Raw genomic sequence first — 15,314 nt, 5'->3', positions numbered from 1 at the left:
GTGTCGACGCCGAACTTCTCGGCGATCCCGGCGCGGTCGACCGGGTCGACACCCGTGACGTGCCGCGCGCCTGCCGCTTTCACCGCACACGAGAACAGCAGCCCGATGGATCCTTGGCCGATGATGCCGACGTGGCGACCGTCGAGGTCGGGCAGCTGTTCGATGGCGTAGAGCACGCAGGCCAACGGTTGCAAGCCGATGGCCTGCGCAATGGTGAGCGCCGGATCGTAAGGCGCCACTTGGTCTCCGTCGGTCACGACGCGCTCCATCAGGCCGTCGAACGCCGACGCCCAACCCACCACACGATCACCGGGCCGATGCTCGGGATGGCGGCTGGCGATGACTTCCCCGACGACCTCGTGGATCGGGAAGCCGTCCTTTTCCGGGCCGCTGCGTCCGTCATCACCCGGAAGTGGACCGCGCACACCGCGAAACGCCGGCATGTCGCTGCCGCAGATCCCGGCGGCCAAGAACCGCAACAGCACCTGGCGGTCGCGCAGGCACTCGGGTGTCTTCTCGGGGATCGACGCCTTCTCGAATTGATACGGCGCGACGATCCGATAGGACCACACGTCAGACCTCCACCGGCAGGCTGCTCCAGCCCCATTGAAAGCTCGACGGTGGCCGGAATGCGGACTCTTCGATGATCCGGTAGTCCGGTACGCGCCGCAGCCATTCTTCGATCATGATGGCTATTTCGAGACGAGCCACGTGGTAACCCAAACAGAAGTGCTGGCCCCGGCCGAAGGCCAGTGACCGTTGGATGGGACGGTTCCAGATGAATTCGTCCGGTTGCGGGTATTCCCGCTCGTCGCGGTTGGCCGATGCGAGCAGGGTGATAATCCGCTGGCCCGGCTCGATCGTGGTGTCGTGGATGGTGAACGGCTTGCGCGCGGTTCGGGCGAACCACTGGGCGGGCGCGCAGTAGCGGATCATCTCCTCGCGGGCGATGGGCACGTTGGCTTTCGGGTCTGCCCGTACGGCGGCGAGTTGGTCGGGATGACGCAGCAGCTCCCACAAGCCGTGAGCCACCACCTTCGGCACGGTTTCGGTTCCGCCGATGAACACGCAGAGCATCTGGGTGGCCACCTCGACGTCGTCGAGCGCGCGGTCGTCGGGCAGCCGGTAGCCCATCAGCCCGTCCACCACCGGCAACGGGTCGCCCGACGTGTCGGCGCGCCGCCTTTTCACCGACGGGATCAGGTAGTCGAGGTAATTAGGCCGCGCCTGCGCGGTGTCGACGCCGCTGCCGGGTTCGGCGAGGCTGCCCGCGTTAACCGAAGCCAGCACCTCTGACGCCAAATCTACTGTTATACCGAGGAATTCACATACCACGGAGGCCGCGACGATTCCGCCGTACTCCTGGGTGAGGTCGAACGTCCCACGGGGTAGCAGCTGGTCGAGCCGTTCGTTGACCAGCTCGCGGATCCGGGTCTCCAGTTGCGCGGCGGCTTTCGGCCGGAACTGCTTGCTGTGCGCCTGGCGGACGCCGTCGTAGATCGGCGCATCGAAGACCGCGTGGAAGGGTAGCGGATTCAACGGCGGGTCGGCGACCGGCCCGTCGTTGTGGCGGGCCAGCGTCGAGGCGGGCGGCAGGGTGCCCTCCGAGGCGACGAACGTTCCATCGACGACCGCCAGCACGTCCCAGATATCGTCGAACCGCGACAACGCGAAGGTATCCCACTTGTCCAGGTAGTGGACCGGGTAGTGCTCGCGCAACACTCGGTAGTAAGGGAACGGGTCGGCCATCACCGCTGGGTCGAACGGATCGTACGAAAAATCTTGCGGTGCAGCCGGTTTCATTGCAGCGGGGAGGGCGGTAGAGCTTGCAGTATCGAATCTTCCCAGCCGTCGCGAAGTGCCGGGGCGACGCTCATCCAGGTGACGATCTCGGCCGGCGGGTTGTCCTTCCACGACGGATAGTGCTCGGCGAAGCATTCCCATCCACCGTCGAGCGCCCAGTAGTGGATGACCTCGTTAAAGCGGAAGGTGGTGGTGAATGAGCCGAGCCAGCGTTTGCCGGTGCGTTCCGACCACGGCACGTAGAGCCGCTCCAGTTCGCGGATGTAGTCGTCCTGCCGACCCGGTTTGGTCTGCATGATTTCTTGAATCACCACCGATGCACTGAATTTGGCGTCGCGCAGTTGGGCGAGCGTCTTGTTGCTCGGCCCGGGGTACATGATGCGCCCCTCCCCCGAGGCGCCGATGTCGGCGAGGAATGCCGACCACTTCCCGGCGACGGCCTGATGGCTGCCGCCGCGTGCCTGCGCCGCCCCGATCCGCGCATAGTCGGCGAACGCGTCGATCTCCCAGATGATCGTTACCTGCGGCCAGTGTCCGTTGTAGGGGGTGGTTTCCCACAGGCAGAACAACCGGGCGCCGAGTTCTTGCATCATCGGCTGGTAGGTGTCGACAAATACCTCGGTGAACCGGTCGCTGGTGCCGGAGCCCAGCTCGATCGTCTCGTGCAGGTAGAGCAGCGTGTGGCTGTGGTACTTCCGCATCAGCCGACCGGGATCAGTTCGGAATCGACCGGTAGGCAGGCTTTCATGTCGCTGCGCAGTGTCTCGGTGGGGCCGACGGTATCCGCGATGCCGGCCGCGGTGAGGGCATAGCGTTTGAATGCGCGTGCAGCGGCGCTGAGCACGTGCTGCACCGTGGTCGTCCGGTGCCCGACGGCCAGCGGCCAATCGTCCTGCCAGAGCGTGACTTCCGTCATCCAGCGATCGAGCGCGTTGAGCACCTCCTGTCGAATTCGGATATCCGATGCGAACATCTCTGCGCTGACGGCCAGCCCGCGGGCCGCGCATCCGGTGCTGGCGGGCGGGATCTGCGAATCGAGGTCGGCTACTTGCATTCCCAGGATCCGCAACGGGCGGGTATCGCATTGCTGCGGTAACAGCACGTTGACCTCCCAACCGGCCCGCACCCGGTCGTAGAGCCACCCACCGACGGAGCACACTACGTCGGCGGGAGTGGAAGCGACGACGTCGAGGCGATACCTGACCGCGTCACCGTCGCAGTAAGGTGCGGTTGGCCGCGGTTTCTCGAAGTCCACCTCGAAGGTCCTCATCCCTTCAGCAGATCAAACGTCTCACCGGTCGGATAACCCGGCCGACCCAGCGTGACACTTTTACGTCAATCTGTAAAGCTTCGAGTTAGGTCAGGGAGTGCGCCGCGCCTCCAGCTCGGCCAGAATTTCGTCGGTGTGCGCGCCGAGAGCCGGCGCAGGGGACCGCGGCGCCCACGGCGTGCCGTGGAAATCTGCCGGCGTCGCAACCATCGGGACCATTGCCTGCCCGTCCGGCACGTCGACCATCCCGCCGGCGGCGTGAAACTGCTCGTCGGCAAACACATCCTCGACGGTGTTGACCGGTGACCAGAAGAAATCCGGTTCGCCTCCGAAGATTTCCGCCCATTCGTCAAGCGGCTTGGTGGCAAAGATCTGGTCCAGCTCCGCGATCAGCTCGACGCCGTTGACGGCGCGTGACCGGGCATCCGAGAACCGCGGATCGGTCAACCACTCGGCGCGGCCGACAGCGCGGCACAACGGCGGCCAGTGCCGCTCGGCCTCGAGCCCGACGACCCAGAACCGCCGGCCATCCCCGGCGGCGTAGTTATTCATGCACGGGTTGCCCATCGTCTCCCGTTGTCCGACGGCGATGGGCTGACCCGTCATCAGGTAGGTGTTCATGTCGAAGCTCACGATGTAGGCACCCTGCCGATACAGCGAGGTGCTCACCAGCTGCCCGCTGCCGGTTCGGTCGCGCGCCACCAACGCCGCGCAGATCGCCGCCGCCAGCGTCATGCCGGCCGAATGGTCGCCCATACCGCCGCGCTGAAACGGCGGCGTGTCACCGGGCCGGGTCAGCAGATGAGCCAGGCCGGCGCGGGCCCAGAACGCCGCGATGTCGTAGGCGGCCCGGTTGGCATCCGGCCCGGTCTGGCCGTAGCCGGTGATCAGCCCGTAGACGAGGCGGGGATGATCGGCGGCGACGGACGCGAAGTCCAACCCGAGACGCTGCAGCGCCGCGGGGCGGACGTTGGTCACGAACACGTCGGCGCCGCTGATCAATTCGAGGGCGACAGCCCGACCGTCGTCGGTTGTCAGGTCGAGGACGATGCTGCGCTTGGACCGGTTGTCCATCTCGAACGGTGGGCTCACATCGATGTCGAGCCCCAGCATCCGGCCGAACATCCGCGCGGGGTCGCCGCTCGGCGGCTCGATCTTGACGACGTCGGCACCCCAGTCGGCGAGGATGCCACCCGCCGCGGGCCCGGCCACCCACACCCCGAGCTCGACGACGTTGATGCCTTCCATGGGTCCGGCCATGCTGGGCATCCTAGGTTCTTCCCGCGCCCTGCCCTATACGCTGATCATTGTGAGTCTGGTCGCCGGGCGCGGGCCGCTCAGCAATGAGCCCGCCGGGTGGTTTGCACCCGAATTGCCCGCCGATGTTGTCTACGTCGAACCGCATCCGCGTCGCGTTCAGGCTTTGCGCGACGGTCGCATGCTGATCGACACCGAGCGGGCGCTGTTGGTGCATCGGCGAAATCGGCCGCTCAGCTACGCATTTCGCGCCGACGATGTGCACGGTCTGCCCAGTGAGCCTGTTGCGGAGGCGCCCGGATTCGTCCAGGTGCCGTGGGACGCGGTGGACACCTGGATCGAAGAGGGACGCAGGTTGGTGCACTATCCACCCAACCCGTACCATCGCGTCGACTGCCGACCCACCAGGCGGCGTCTGCGCGTCAAAGTCGCCGGCACGACGCTGGTGGACACCGACGACACCGTGATCGTGTTCGAGACGGCGCTGGAACCGCGCTTATACGTCGATCCGTCGCATGTGCAAACCGAGCTGCTGCGGCAAACCGACACGTCGACGTATTGCAATTACAAGGGCGTCGCGACCTATTGGTCGGCCGTGATTGGCGACGCCAATGTCGAGGACGTGGCGTGGAGCTATCCGGACCCGCCACCAGAAAGCCTGCCCATCAAGGGATTCTTCAGTTTCGACGCCACCCGCGCCGACGTTCTCGCTGAGTTGCCTGACTCGGCGGCTCAGGATCGCGGCGGCGAATAGTTCGGCCGCCCGAGGCCCAGCGCGTGCTGGGCGATCATGTTGCGGAACACCTCGAGCGTGCCGCCGTAGATACCGGTCGGCGAGGCCAGCCGGAAAATGTATTCGGCGCCACCGTCATCGGCGGCTCCGTCGGTGTCGACCGGCAACGCCGACGCGGTGCCCAGTAGGTCCATCAGCTCCGGTGCGACGTCACGCATGGTTTGCGCGTTGGCCACCCGCCCGAACATTCCCGGGGTGCTCAACGCCGCCTCGGTGCGGGCGATACCGCGGCCCAGCCGATATGCCACCGCGTTGTCGTCGAGCAGGCGGCGGCCGTCCGGGCCCGGTTGGGTAACCAACGAGGCGATCTTGTCGATCGCCTCGGCCATCAGCGTCAGCTGCTCGCTCATCACAGCGATTCTCTGCATCCCCTTTTGGGCGCTGTCCTCGCCGTCAACGATGCCGTGCTCGACGTCGAGCGCCCCTCGCAGTACCGCCCAGCCGCCGTTGACCTCGCCGATTCGGTATTTGTCGTCCACCCGCACGTCGCTATAGAAGACGACGTTGGTGCGGTCGCCGTCGACGGTGCGGATGGGCTGGATCTCGACGCCCGGCGTGTCCAGCGGCACCAGGAACATGGTCAGGTTCTTGTGCTTCGGCGCGTTCGGATCGGTGTTGGTCAGCAGGAACACGTATTTGGCGTTGTGGGCATTAGACGTAAACATCTTGGAGCCGTTGATAACCCAGCATTCGCCGTCGCGAACCGCGCGGGTCTTGCAGGTCGCCACATCGGAGCCGCCCTCCGGCTCGGTGTACCCCAGGCACAGCCGGGTGTGGCCGGATAACACCCCGGGCAGCACCTCATCGGCCAGCTCGGCGGATCCGAACTGCTGGACCTTCCGGGCCACGACGGCGGTGGTGCCCCAGTGGAACCACGGGGTGTGCGCCCGGCCGATCTCCAAGTCCCAGATGCGCCGGCGGAGCGCGCTGAAGCCGCCGTCGGATTCGTCTTTCCAATCGGCGGCCAGATAGCCCTCGGCACCCAGCGCCAGGTGCACGCCCTCGTCGAAGTTCTCCCCGGTCTCCCGGTCCCGTCGGCGCACTTCGTCGGTGACGAGGACGCCCAGAAACGCCCGCAACCGATCGCGGAATTCCTTGTCCTCCGTGGAGAGTTCGACGCTCGCGAAGTCCATGACGGCTACAGCCGCGCCTCGGTCTTGATGGCGGTGTCGGTGGTGCGCAGCGGGCGAATCATCGCTTCCTGCGCGAACGAGGCGAGCAGCTCGCCCTCCTCAGTGTGCACGGCGCCGCGGACATACGACATGCCCGCGCCGACCTGGGTGCTCTCGTGCGTGTAGAGCAACCAGCCCGACCAGGACACCGGCTCGTGAAAGCTCACCGTCACCGTCAGGGGCGCCGTGGACACGGTCAAGTGCGACTGGCTGGTGCCGATACCTTCGTGGGCGCGCATCGTGGTCGAGATCCCCAGGTGCCCGGTGAAATACGCGATCAGCGCCTTGGCCAAATCGTCGCGGGTCGGGATCGGGTCGTAGTGCAGCCAGGCGAACAGCTCGGGCGGACCGACTTCGTCGGGGCTGTTGACATCGACCACGTCGACAAGCCGCAGTTCCCGCCCCGCCATCGGCATCGGCGAGAAGTTGGCGTCGGCGGGCGCGACCACGTCGGGGCGGGGCAAGTGGTGGCGGATCACATCGGCCGACGGCACATCGGCGAACGCGGTGACGGTGATACAGCGTTTGCCGTTCTGATTCACACCGACCACCGCGGTCGCGGTGGAGCGGCCTTCGTGGACCACGTCGATGTCGAATTCGACTGGCGGACCGACCATTACGGCGCGGGAGAACACGGCGTGCGCGGACCGAACCGACTTGTCGTGAAACCGTTTCGCCACCGCGACGATCGCCTGCGCCAGCACCTGCGTGCCCTCCACCACCTGCCGTTCGTCCGCACCGGCGATCCCGGTATCGCCGGTGAAGTGGTCCGGCTGTTCGGGCCGCACGTCGAACAAGTCGAGCAGGCCGGAAACGGACCAATGCGTCTGCTCAGATTCCGTCGTCACCTAGCGAGCGTGACATTTTCACCGAATCTTGTAAAGGCTTATCGGCGGCTGTCCCGATCTCAGCTCGCGTCGATCACCAGCGTCCGGAACCGCTCGATGGTGTCGGTCGCGTGCGCCACGCTGTCGCCCGGCAACCCCACTTGCAGCCAGCTGACACCCAGCTCGGCCAGCTTTTCCATCCCGCTCAGGTAGGCGTCCGCGCTGAAGTCGTCGTCGGCCGGGTTACCGCCGTCGAAGTTGGTGAACACCACATCGAACTTCGACCAGTCCCGGCCCGCGTCGTCGACGCGGCGGCGCAGGTCGGCGATGCCGTCGGCCAGGCCTTGCACCGAATCGAGCGTCGCGGTGCGAGCGGTCTGGGCCAGCACCGCGGGCGCGGGGAACGGGCACCAGCCGTCGCCCTTCTGCGCAACGCGCCGGCGCGCGGCACCGGTGTTCCCGCCGACCCAGATCGGCGGATACGGATCGCTGACCGGTCGCGGGTGGGCGGTGATCCCGTGCGCGGTGAAGTGCTTGCCCTCGAACGAGACGTCGTCGGAGGTCCAGATCGCCCGGATGACATCCAGGGCCTCGTCGAACAGCTCGGCCCGTTGCTCATAGTCAACGCCCAGGGCGGCGAACTCCCGCTTGAGATAGCCGACCCCGACCGCGAGGGTGAATCGGCCACCTGAAAGCAAATCCAGCGATGCACCGGACTTGGCCACTACGAACGGGTTTCGATATGGCAACACCACAATGTTCGGGATCAGCCGCAAGGTGGTGGTCCGAGCCGCGGCGAAAGCCATCGCCACGAACGGGTCCAGGGCATCATGCCCGCCGGCCTCGAGCCAGCGCTGCGTCGGCGCCGGGTGGTCGGTGAAACCGAAGCCGTGGAATCCGGCTGCCTCAGCGGCCGCGGCGACCGCGGCAATGCCGTCGCCGCTGACCAATTCCGGGTTGTACGGGTGGCGGTGCATCGGGTGGGTGATGGTGAAATGCATCTGCCGCTTTCCTTTGCTCAGCGCCGAGAAGTATCCCTGCAAAAGTACTGCGTGACACTTATACGATAATCTGTAAAGCCAGCCGGGCGGCCGCCTGGTCGGATCGAGCGCCACAGGGAGGTGACGCAGTTGGGCATTGTGACCACCAGTTCGGAAACCGCCTTCGCTAGATCACCCGAGGTCATCTATGACTTCGTCACGAACCCGACGAACTGGACGAAGACATATCCGGGCAGCGCACACATCGCCAACCTGCCCGACGAACTGCCACTGAAGGTCAGCGACACCTGGCAAGAGTCCGGCCCGGACGGCGACCGAATTTTCACCTGGCATCTGGCGATCGCGATGCGACCGAAGTTGTGGATGTTCAATTCCATTGGGCCGCTTGGTCATGATCCTGACGGCAACGGTGGCATGGAGGGCCGGATCACGGTGCAATACCACTTCACCAAACCGGGCCAGGACACCACGCTGTTTACCCGCACGATGACGATCGAGGCCTATAAACACGCGCCGCTGCCCGACGCGTTGTTCGAACAAGTCAACCCCGCCAAGATCGACGCCTACCACGCGGCGATCGCACGAGAATTGGATGCGCTCGATGACGGCGACCGTTGACGGGCTGACACCGCTGGCCACCGGCTTCTGCTTCGGTGAAGGCCCGCGCTGGTTCGAGGGACTGCTGTGGTTCTCCGACATGCTGGGCGAGACCGTGCACACCGTCGACCCGGATGGCTCGCTGACCACATTGCCGCTGCCCGGGCATGCGCCCTCGGGCCTGGGGTTCCGGCCGGACGGCTCCCTGCTGATCGTGTCGACCGAAAACCGGCAGCTGCTGCGCTACGACGGTGAAGCCGTCACGACGATCGCCGACCTGAGCGATGTCGCGCCGGCCGACCTCGGCGACATGGTCGTCGACCATCTCGGCCGCGCCTACATCGGGTCGCAGGCCTTCCACGGCGGCGTGCTCGTGCGCGTCGATCCCGATGACAGCGTGAGCGTGGTAGCGCAAGATCTGGACTTCCCCAACGGGATGGCGATCACCGCCGACCACAAAACCCTGATCGTCGCGGAGTCGATCGGCCGGCGACTGAGCGCGTTCAGCATCGGCGACGGCGGCGAGCTGTCGCACCGACGAGTCTTCGCCGACGGTCTCGACGGCCCACCCGACGGCATCAGTCTCGACGCCGACGGCGGCGTGTGGACATCGATGACGCTCGCGCACCAATTCGAGCGCATCGTCGAAGGAGGCGAAGTAACCCACCGCATCGACATCGGCGACCGCACCGCGATCGCCTGCATGCTCGGCGGCTCCGCGCGCCGGACGTTGTTCATGCTGTCGAGCACCGACGCGTATCCCAAACGGCTGATCGGCACCCGGCTCTCCCGGCTCGACACGGTGATCGTGGATACTCCTGGCGCCGGCCTGCCGTGAAAGGTGAACGATGACCGATTCCTATTACGAGGTAATCGATGGCGCCGACCCGCTGGGTGAAAAGTTTCGTGCCACAGACTTAGTCAGAAGCACCTGGACGGCGAAGATTCAGCATGCCGCGCCGGTGTCGGCGTTGCTGGTCCGCGCGCTCGAACGCTGCGCTGTGCGCGACGACACCCGGCTGAGCCGAGTCGCCATCGACCTGTTGGGACCTGTTCCAGCAGACGGCGACTTGTGGGTCCACTCGCGAGTCGAGCGCCCCGGCAAGCAGATCGAGTTGATCACTGCCGAGATGCTGGCACTCGGACCCGACGGCCAGCCCCGGCCGACGGCCCGAGCCAGCGGATGGCGGCTGCAGCAGCTCGACACCGCCGAGCTGGTGCACGCCGCCGCGCCGCTGCCGCGTCCGATTAGCGAGGCCCGCAGCCGCGATCTCGCAAAGAATTTCGACCGCAACTATGTGCACAGCCTGGACTGGCGGTGGCTGACCGCGCCGCTCAACGAGGGCCCGGGCGAATCCTGGATCACGCCGACGGCGAGCCTGGTCAACGGCGAGGAGATGACGCCGTTGGAGCGGCTGTTCGCGGTCGCCGACTGCGCCAACGGCATCGGCTCCAAGCTCGACATCACCAAGTGGACATTCCTGAACAACGACCTCGTCGTGCATGTGCACCGGATTCCCGACGGCGACTGGGTCGGCATCCGCGCCGAAACCAACTACGGACCGGACGGCATCGGCACGACGGTAGGCACCCTGTTCGACGAGACCGGAGCAGTGGGCAGCATTCAGCAGTCGGTGTTGGTGCGACGCCGGCCGTAGCCGTCTTGAGTTTTACCGCGCCGGCGTCGATCTCGACACCGCGGGGACCGGCGCGATGACGTCGACGACGCGCAGGTGCATCCGCTCGGGCTCCGGCGAGCTGATCGCCGCGGCGATCAAGCATCCGACGTCGCCCGGCGGTAGCGGACCGGCGGCGCCGGTCGATCGGATGATCGAGGCTCGCACACCGGTGCCGACGAATTCGGCGTCCAAGCCGGCCGCCCAGACCTCGAGCATCCGGTCGGCTGTCGCCGTCGACACCCCGACCAGACCCGGGCTGATCAACACCACGTCACCGCGCCGTTGTTCGATCATCGGCGGGATCAGTTGTGCCGCAAGGTGTTGCGCGCCGACCCACGAGCCGTCGGCAAGACCCGCCGCACTGACCAGCACGTCGACGGTCCCGATCAGGTAGCCGGCGGATGCGACGAACCGATCGATGGACAGCGGATCGGCGAGATCCAGGTGAACGGCGAAGGCCGCCGCGCCGTCGGACCGAAGTTGGGCCGCGAAGCGCTCACAGACGTCGGTCCGGCGGGTTCCCATCAACACCAGATCCCCGTCGGCGGCCAACCGCGCTGCAGTCGCAAGCGCGACGGACGATGAGGCTTCGGTGATGACGACGGCCCTGGAGGGGCTCACGACGAGCGCCGATCTGCGGCGATGCGCTGGACCCCGGCTAGAATTTGGTGGTCAGCTACCAGTGACACGAAAACAGCGTGACACTTCGGGCTATTTTTGTAAAGTTGGGGTATGGAGCAGACGCCGACCATCGAAGGCGACACCTCGACGCAGCAGCGGATCCTTGCGGCCACCGCCGAGGTCCTCGGCCGCAACGGCAAACGCAAGCTCAGCCTGTCCGACGTTGCTATCCAGGCCGGGGTGTCGAGGCCGACCCTCTACCGGTGGTTCGCCTCGAAGGAGGAACTGCTCTCGGCGTTCTCCCGCTACGAGCGACAGAGCTTTGAAAGCGGTATGAGCCGGGCGACGGCCGGCCTCAGAGGTCCCGACAAGCTCGACGCCGCGTTACGGTTCATCGTCGAGTACCAGCATTCCTACACGGGCGTGCGGATGGTCGACATCGAACCCGAGCACGTCATCAGCCAGTTCTCCAACGTCATCCCGCAGATGCGGGACGGTCTGCAGCGGCTGATCCCCGGTCCCAATGCCGCGGTGAAAGCGGCCACGGCGATCCGGGTGGCGTTTTCGCACTACATGATCCGCAGCGACGACGCCGATCAATTCCTGGCCCAGCTGCGCCATGCGGTGGGAATCAAGCCGGGACCGGACTAGTCGAACAGCACCGCGGCATTCAGGTAGCCGGTCGGGTCGAAGGCCGTCTTGAGCGTGCGCATCGCCGCGATGTCAGCGGGCTCGCGGGACATACCGACGTATTTGCGTTTGCGGCTGCCGACCCCGTGTTCGGAGCTGACATTGCCGCCGCATCCGGCGATCAGGTCCATCATCGCCGCGTACAGATCGTGTTCCTGCTCCTCGCTGCAGCGCAGCACGTTGAAGTGCAGATTGCCCTCCCCGATGTGCCCGAACAGAACGCCAATGGCATCGCGCGCGTGGCGGCGCACCAGCGCGTCCGCGTCGCGAGAGAACGCGGCGACGGCCTGCAGCGGCAGCGACACGTCGAACTTCACCGGCGGTCCGTACACGTCGAGCACCTCGGCTATCGATTCCCGTAGCCGCCAAAGCCGTTGTTGCGCACCAAGATCGACGCCCACCGCCGGCTCACCGCAGGTCCGCACGTCGTCCAGCGCCTCGGCAAGGCGCTCGGTCTGATCGTTATCGGATGCCAGTTCCACCAACAACAGCCAGTCACCGCGCACCGGTGCGGCGACACCCAGATGCTCGTCGGTCAGCGCACTGACCCGGCCGTCGATCAATTCCAGGGCGGCAATGCCGTCCAAGTCGCGGAACAGCCGTCCGGCGTCGATAAGCGCGTCGAGGTCCTCGAAGCCGCACACGGCGGTCACCCGATGCGCCGGATCCGGGTGCAGCCGCAGGTCAACTGCGGTGATCACGCCCAGCGTTCCTTCGGCGCCGACGAACAGCGCCGGCAGGTCATAACCCGTGTTGTCGGCCCGCACACGGGAGTGCCGTCGTACCACCGACCCGTCGGGCAAAGCGACGTCCAGTCCGATGACCTGCTCGCCCATGTTGCCGTACCGCACGGTGCGTAATCCGCCGGCGTTGGTCGACGCCATTCCCCCGACGGTGGCGGTGTCGCGTGCCGCCAGGTCCACACCGAACACCAGCCCGGCCGCCGTCGCCGCGCGCTGCACCGCGGCCAAGGTTGCGCCCGCCCCGGCTTCGAGGCGGCGTTCGGTGGTGTCGACATCGCTTACGGCACAAAGCCGCTCGGTCGACAACAGCACATCGTCGTGCTCGGGGACGGTACCGGCCACCAAGGAGGTGCGGCCGCCCTGGATGGTGACGTGCGCCCCGGCGTCTCGACACATCCGCAGCACCTCGGCGACCTCGTCGGCCGAGCCCGGACGCACCAGGGCGCTGGCCCGTCCGCGATAGCGTCCGGTGTGGTCGACGCTGCGGCCGGCCAACACGTCGGGGTCGGTGCTGACGTGACTCGGTCCCACCACCGACGACACGGCTCGCAGCACACTCTGGGCCATGCCGCCCCTTTTACCACACGGCCCCGCCGGGATTGATGCAGGATAGGGCCGTGAGCACGCAACGTGAGGATGTCTGGTTCAACTCGGGCCACGACCGGATCAGCGCGTGGCTGTATCGACCGGCGGGCGACGGCAACGCACCCCTGCTGGTGATGGCCCACGGGCTGGGGGCGGTTCGCACCATGCGGCTGGACGCCTACGCCGAACGCTTCTGCGCGGCGGGCTACGCCTGCCTGGTGTTCGACTACCGAAACTTCGGCGACAGCGAGGGCGCGCCGCGTCAGTTACTCGATATCAGGATGCAATTGCAGGACTGGACGGTCGCCGTCGCCTACGCTCGGACGCTGGCCGGTATCGATCCCAATCGGATTGGCCTGTGGGGCACATCTTTTGCCGGCGGACATGTCATCGCCACGGCAGCGCGGCTGCCCGGCATCGCGGCGGTCGTCTCGCAGTGCCCGTTCACCGACGGCCTCGCCTCGCTGGGGGCGATGAACCCGTTGATCAGCGCACGCATCACCGCGTTGGCGGTACGCGATCTGATCGGCGCCCGGCTCGGCGGGTCGCCGGTGATGGTGCCGACCGCCGGCAGGCCGGGCGAAGTGGCGCTGATGCACGCCCCCGACGCCTATCCCGGCTTTTTGAGGCTGGTGCCTGACGGCATGACGCTGCGCAACGAGGTCGCCGCCCGGATCGGAGTCAAGATCCCGCCCTACCGTCCCGGCCGGCTCGCGGCGAAGGTGGCGTGCCCAATCCTGTTCTGCGTCTGCGAAACCGACTCGGTCGCACCGTCGGGGCCGACCCGTCGCTACGCGGCGATGGCGCCGCGTGGTCAGATCAAGCTTTATCCCGAGGGCCATTTCGAGATCTATGTCGACGACGCATTCGAGCGCGTCGTCGCCGACCAGCTCGAATTCCTCGACAAGAACCTGAAAACGGTGAGCTAGCGGATTACGCTGATGCCGCCGTCCACCGGGATCACCGCGCCGGTGATGTAGGTGCTGGCGCGGCTGGCGAGAAAGACGGCGATGCCGGCTATGTCGTCGGGTTGGCCGATGCGGCCCAGCGGCAAATGGGCGCCGATTGCGTCCGGCCCCGCCGCCAGCAGCTCCTTGGTCATCCGGGATTGGAAGAGCCCGGGCGCGATCGCGTTGACCAGAATCCTTGGCGCGAGCTCGCCCGCCAGATGCTGTGTCAGCATGTGCACGGCGGCCTTGCTCGCGCTGTAGGAGAAGTTGTTCCGGCCGCGTCCCGGCGGAACGATTCCGTCGACGCTGCCGGTGTTGATGACGCGCGCCGGGTCGTCATCGGTCGCGGCCGCCGTCAGCATCGGCACTAGGGCGCGGGTCAGCAGGAAGACGCCTTTGACGTTGACGTCGAAAACTTTGTCGAAGCCGGATTCGGGAAACTCGCCGAACGGCGCCCCCCACGCCGCACCGGCGTTGTTGAACAACGCGTGGACGGCGTCCTCCCGGTCGGCGAGGTCGGCGGCCAGTGCCTGAACTCCGTCGATGGTGCCGAGATCGGCGGGGATCGCCTGCACCGGTCCGTGGACTGACAACTCGGCGACGGCGGCGTCGAGCTCCGCTTTTTTGCGGCTGGACAGATACACCGTCGCTCCGGCCTGCAGCAGTCCGCGCGCCATCATCACGCCGATGCCGCGGCCGCCGCCGGTGACCACGGCGACCTTTCCGTCAAGCCGAAACATGTCAGTCATGGCCATCAGTCTGGATGCTGGCTGAGCAACGGCGTTCGGCGGGACCTCTACCGACTGTTCAACGCGATCCCGGTCATCGCGAATTACGACCGGCTGTATCGATTTCGGTTCTGACCCCGAGCGGTGACTCGGTCCGGACCGCCTCGTCGCGGATCAGACCGCGCAGCAGTGCGGTGCTGAACTCGGCGGCGATCTCCTTGGCGCTGCGGCGTCCGCTCGGCCGTAGCCATCGGTACGCGCCGAGCGTCATCCCGATGTAGCCGAGCGCCAGGACGTGGGAGTCGCATTCATAGAACTCGCCGCTGGCGATGCCCCGGTCGATCAGTCCGTGCACGTGCTCGTAGACCTGGGTTTCCTTCTCGCGGACCGAGGCGACCTGCTCTTCGGTGAACCATTCGGTGATGTAGGGCTGCACCTGGAAGTACACCGCCGCGCCTTCCGGGTTGGCGGCGATCTGGTTCAGCAGGCGCACGGTGTATTGGTAAAGCGCCTCACGTGCCGACATCGACGGGTCGTCGTGCACGGCGGCCAGCGTGCGTTCGGCGGCCTGCTGATAAATGTCGTAGAGGATCAGCGA

At 66.4% G+C, this 15,314-nt stretch carries 18 protein-coding genes; 6 read left to right on the top strand and 12 right to left on the bottom strand.

Annotated features, from left to right (window positions below; all coding sequences use genetic code 11):
* The 5 genes from VKI00_RS01900 to VKI00_RS01880 form a co-directional block, all read right to left on the bottom strand.
* Positions 1–572, bottom strand: a 572-nt coding sequence (locus VKI00_RS01900; RefSeq protein WP_324434874.1) for an alcohol dehydrogenase catalytic domain-containing protein, incomplete at its 3' end; no start/stop codon positions are given.
* A 1-nt stretch (position 573) separates the two neighbouring features.
* Positions 574–1,803 (bottom strand): cytochrome P450, encoded by a 1,230-nt coding sequence (locus VKI00_RS01895; protein ID WP_324434873.1) that lies wholly within the window; start codon positions 1,801–1,803, stop codon positions 574–576.
* Positions 1,800–2,504: an NIPSNAP family protein gene (locus VKI00_RS01890; protein WP_324434871.1), complete on the bottom strand. Its 705-nt coding sequence runs from the start codon at positions 2,502–2,504 to the stop codon at positions 1,800–1,802. Before VKI00_RS01890 ends, VKI00_RS01895 begins: the two co-directional genes overlap by 4 nt.
* Positions 2,504–3,073 (bottom strand): hypothetical protein, encoded by a 570-nt coding sequence (locus tag VKI00_RS01885; RefSeq protein ID WP_324434869.1) that lies wholly within the window; start codon positions 3,071–3,073, stop codon positions 2,504–2,506. Before VKI00_RS01885 ends, VKI00_RS01890 begins: the two co-directional genes overlap by 1 nt.
* A 90-nt stretch (positions 3,074–3,163) precedes the next feature.
* Positions 3,164–4,333 (bottom strand): CoA transferase, encoded by a 1,170-nt coding sequence (locus tag VKI00_RS01880; protein ID WP_324434867.1) that lies wholly within the window; start codon positions 4,331–4,333, stop codon positions 3,164–3,166.
* 49 nt (positions 4,334–4,382) lie between these two features.
* Between VKI00_RS01880 and VKI00_RS01875 the strand changes: the two genes are divergently transcribed.
* A complete protein-coding gene (locus VKI00_RS01875) occupies positions 4,383–5,084 on the top strand; it encodes a DUF427 domain-containing protein (RefSeq protein ID WP_324434865.1) in 702 nt (233 codons plus the stop codon).
* Here VKI00_RS01875 and VKI00_RS01870 read toward each other — a convergent pair.
* The 3 genes from VKI00_RS01870 to VKI00_RS01860 are packed head-to-tail and all read right to left on the bottom strand — an operon-like array spanning position 5,063 to position 8,123.
* Positions 5,063–6,256 (bottom strand): acyl-CoA dehydrogenase family protein, encoded by a 1,194-nt coding sequence (locus tag VKI00_RS01870; RefSeq protein WP_324434863.1) that lies wholly within the window; start codon positions 6,254–6,256, stop codon positions 5,063–5,065. The genes VKI00_RS01875 and VKI00_RS01870 overlap by 22 nt on opposite strands.
* A 5-nt stretch (positions 6,257–6,261) precedes the next feature.
* Positions 6,262–7,143: an acyl-CoA thioesterase gene (locus VKI00_RS01865; RefSeq protein ID WP_324434861.1), complete on the bottom strand. Its 882-nt coding sequence runs from the start codon at positions 7,141–7,143 to the stop codon at positions 6,262–6,264.
* Between the two features lie 59 nt (positions 7,144–7,202).
* Positions 7,203–8,123, bottom strand: coding sequence for an LLM class F420-dependent oxidoreductase (locus tag VKI00_RS01860; RefSeq protein ID WP_324434859.1), 921 nt, complete (start codon positions 8,121–8,123; stop codon positions 7,203–7,205).
* Between the two features lie 129 nt (positions 8,124–8,252).
* Between VKI00_RS01860 and VKI00_RS01855 the strand changes: the two genes are divergently transcribed.
* From VKI00_RS01855 to VKI00_RS01845, 3 genes are read left to right on the top strand one after another with little or no spacing between them, the layout of a single operon-like run.
* The gene (locus tag VKI00_RS01855) at positions 8,253–8,741 is read left to right on the top strand and encodes an SRPBCC family protein (protein ID WP_324434857.1); all 489 of its coding nucleotides are present in this window, start codon (positions 8,253–8,255) and stop codon (positions 8,739–8,741) included.
* Positions 8,725–9,558, top strand: a complete 834-nt coding sequence (locus VKI00_RS01850; RefSeq protein ID WP_324434855.1) for an SMP-30/gluconolactonase/LRE family protein — start codon at positions 8,725–8,727, stop codon at positions 9,556–9,558. The genes VKI00_RS01855 and VKI00_RS01850 overlap by 17 nt, the downstream gene beginning before the upstream one ends.
* Before the next feature lie 10 nt (positions 9,559–9,568).
* Positions 9,569–10,378 (top strand): thioesterase family protein, encoded by an 810-nt coding sequence (locus VKI00_RS01845; RefSeq protein WP_324434854.1) that lies wholly within the window; start codon positions 9,569–9,571, stop codon positions 10,376–10,378.
* 12 nt (positions 10,379–10,390) lie between these two features.
* Here the strand turns inward: VKI00_RS01845 and VKI00_RS01840 are convergent, their stop codons facing one another.
* Entirely contained in the window at positions 10,391–11,020 is a 630-nt protein-coding gene (locus tag VKI00_RS01840; RefSeq protein WP_324434852.1) for an SDR family NAD(P)-dependent oxidoreductase, read from the bottom strand.
* Positions 11,021–11,131: 111 nt separating this feature from the next.
* Between VKI00_RS01840 and VKI00_RS01835 the strand changes: the two genes are divergently transcribed.
* On the top strand, positions 11,132–11,671 hold the full coding sequence (locus VKI00_RS01835; protein WP_324434851.1) for a TetR/AcrR family transcriptional regulator: 540 nt from the start codon (positions 11,132–11,134) through the stop codon (positions 11,669–11,671).
* On the opposite strand, the gene VKI00_RS01830 is transcribed toward VKI00_RS01835, so the two are convergent.
* The gene (locus VKI00_RS01830) at positions 11,668–13,020 is read right to left on the bottom strand and encodes an FAD-binding oxidoreductase (protein ID WP_414687097.1); all 1,353 of its coding nucleotides are present in this window, start codon (positions 13,018–13,020) and stop codon (positions 11,668–11,670) included. The two genes, VKI00_RS01835 and VKI00_RS01830, sit on opposite strands and share 4 nt — an antisense overlap.
* A 50-nt stretch (positions 13,021–13,070) precedes the next feature.
* Here VKI00_RS01830 and VKI00_RS01825 point away from each other — a divergent pair, with 50 nt between their 5' ends.
* Positions 13,071–13,967, top strand: coding sequence for an alpha/beta hydrolase (locus VKI00_RS01825; RefSeq protein ID WP_324434849.1), 897 nt, complete (start codon positions 13,071–13,073; stop codon positions 13,965–13,967).
* Here the strand turns inward: VKI00_RS01825 and VKI00_RS01820 are convergent.
* Positions 13,964–14,737, bottom strand: coding sequence for an SDR family oxidoreductase (locus VKI00_RS01820; protein WP_324434847.1), 774 nt, complete (start codon positions 14,735–14,737; stop codon positions 13,964–13,966). The genes VKI00_RS01825 and VKI00_RS01820 overlap by 4 nt on opposite strands.
* Before the next feature lie 73 nt (positions 14,738–14,810).
* On the bottom strand, positions 14,811–15,314 hold a 504-nt coding region (locus VKI00_RS01815), incomplete at its 5' end, for a TetR/AcrR family transcriptional regulator (protein WP_324434846.1).

It is taken from the genome of Mycobacterium sp., assembly GCF_035314665.1.
Taxonomy (GTDB): domain Bacteria; phylum Actinomycetota; class Actinomycetes; order Mycobacteriales; family Mycobacteriaceae; genus Mycobacterium.
This window is presented reverse-complemented; position numbering and strand designations above follow the sequence as displayed.

What these genes read in the sequence shown, in the direction of transcription:
- VKI00_RS01835 (WP_324434851.1), top strand. Translation starts at nt 11,132, where the DNA reads ATGGAGCAGACGCCGACCATCGAAGGCGACACCTCGACGCAGCAGCGG.
- VKI00_RS01890 (WP_324434871.1), bottom strand. Translation starts at nt 2,504, where the DNA reads ATGCGGAAGTACCACAGCCACACGCTGCTCTACCTGCACGAGACGATC.
- VKI00_RS01870 (WP_324434863.1), bottom strand. Translation starts at nt 6,256, where the DNA reads ATGGACTTCGCGAGCGTCGAACTCTCCACGGAGGACAAGGAATTCCGC.
- VKI00_RS01860 (WP_324434859.1), bottom strand. Translation starts at nt 8,123, where the DNA reads ATGCATTTCACCATCACCCACCCGATGCACCGCCACCCGTACAACCCG.
- VKI00_RS01820 (WP_324434847.1), bottom strand. Translation starts at nt 14,737, where the DNA reads ATGACTGACATGTTTCGGCTTGACGGAAAGGTCGCCGTGGTCACCGGC.
- VKI00_RS01850 (WP_324434855.1), top strand. Translation starts at nt 8,725, where the DNA reads ATGACGGCGACCGTTGACGGGCTGACACCGCTGGCCACCGGCTTCTGC.
- VKI00_RS01845 (WP_324434854.1), top strand. Translation starts at nt 9,569, where the DNA reads ATGACCGATTCCTATTACGAGGTAATCGATGGCGCCGACCCGCTGGGT.
- VKI00_RS01885 (WP_324434869.1), bottom strand. Translation starts at nt 3,073, where the DNA reads ATGAGGACCTTCGAGGTGGACTTCGAGAAACCGCGGCCAACCGCACCT.
- VKI00_RS01880 (WP_324434867.1), bottom strand. Translation starts at nt 4,333, where the DNA reads ATGGCCGGACCCATGGAAGGCATCAACGTCGTCGAGCTCGGGGTGTGG.
- VKI00_RS01895 (WP_324434873.1), bottom strand. Translation starts at nt 1,803, where the DNA reads ATGAAACCGGCTGCACCGCAAGATTTTTCGTACGATCCGTTCGACCCA.
- VKI00_RS01830 (WP_414687097.1), bottom strand. Translation starts at nt 13,020, where the DNA reads ATGGCCCAGAGTGTGCTGCGAGCCGTGTCGTCGGTGGTGGGACCGAGT.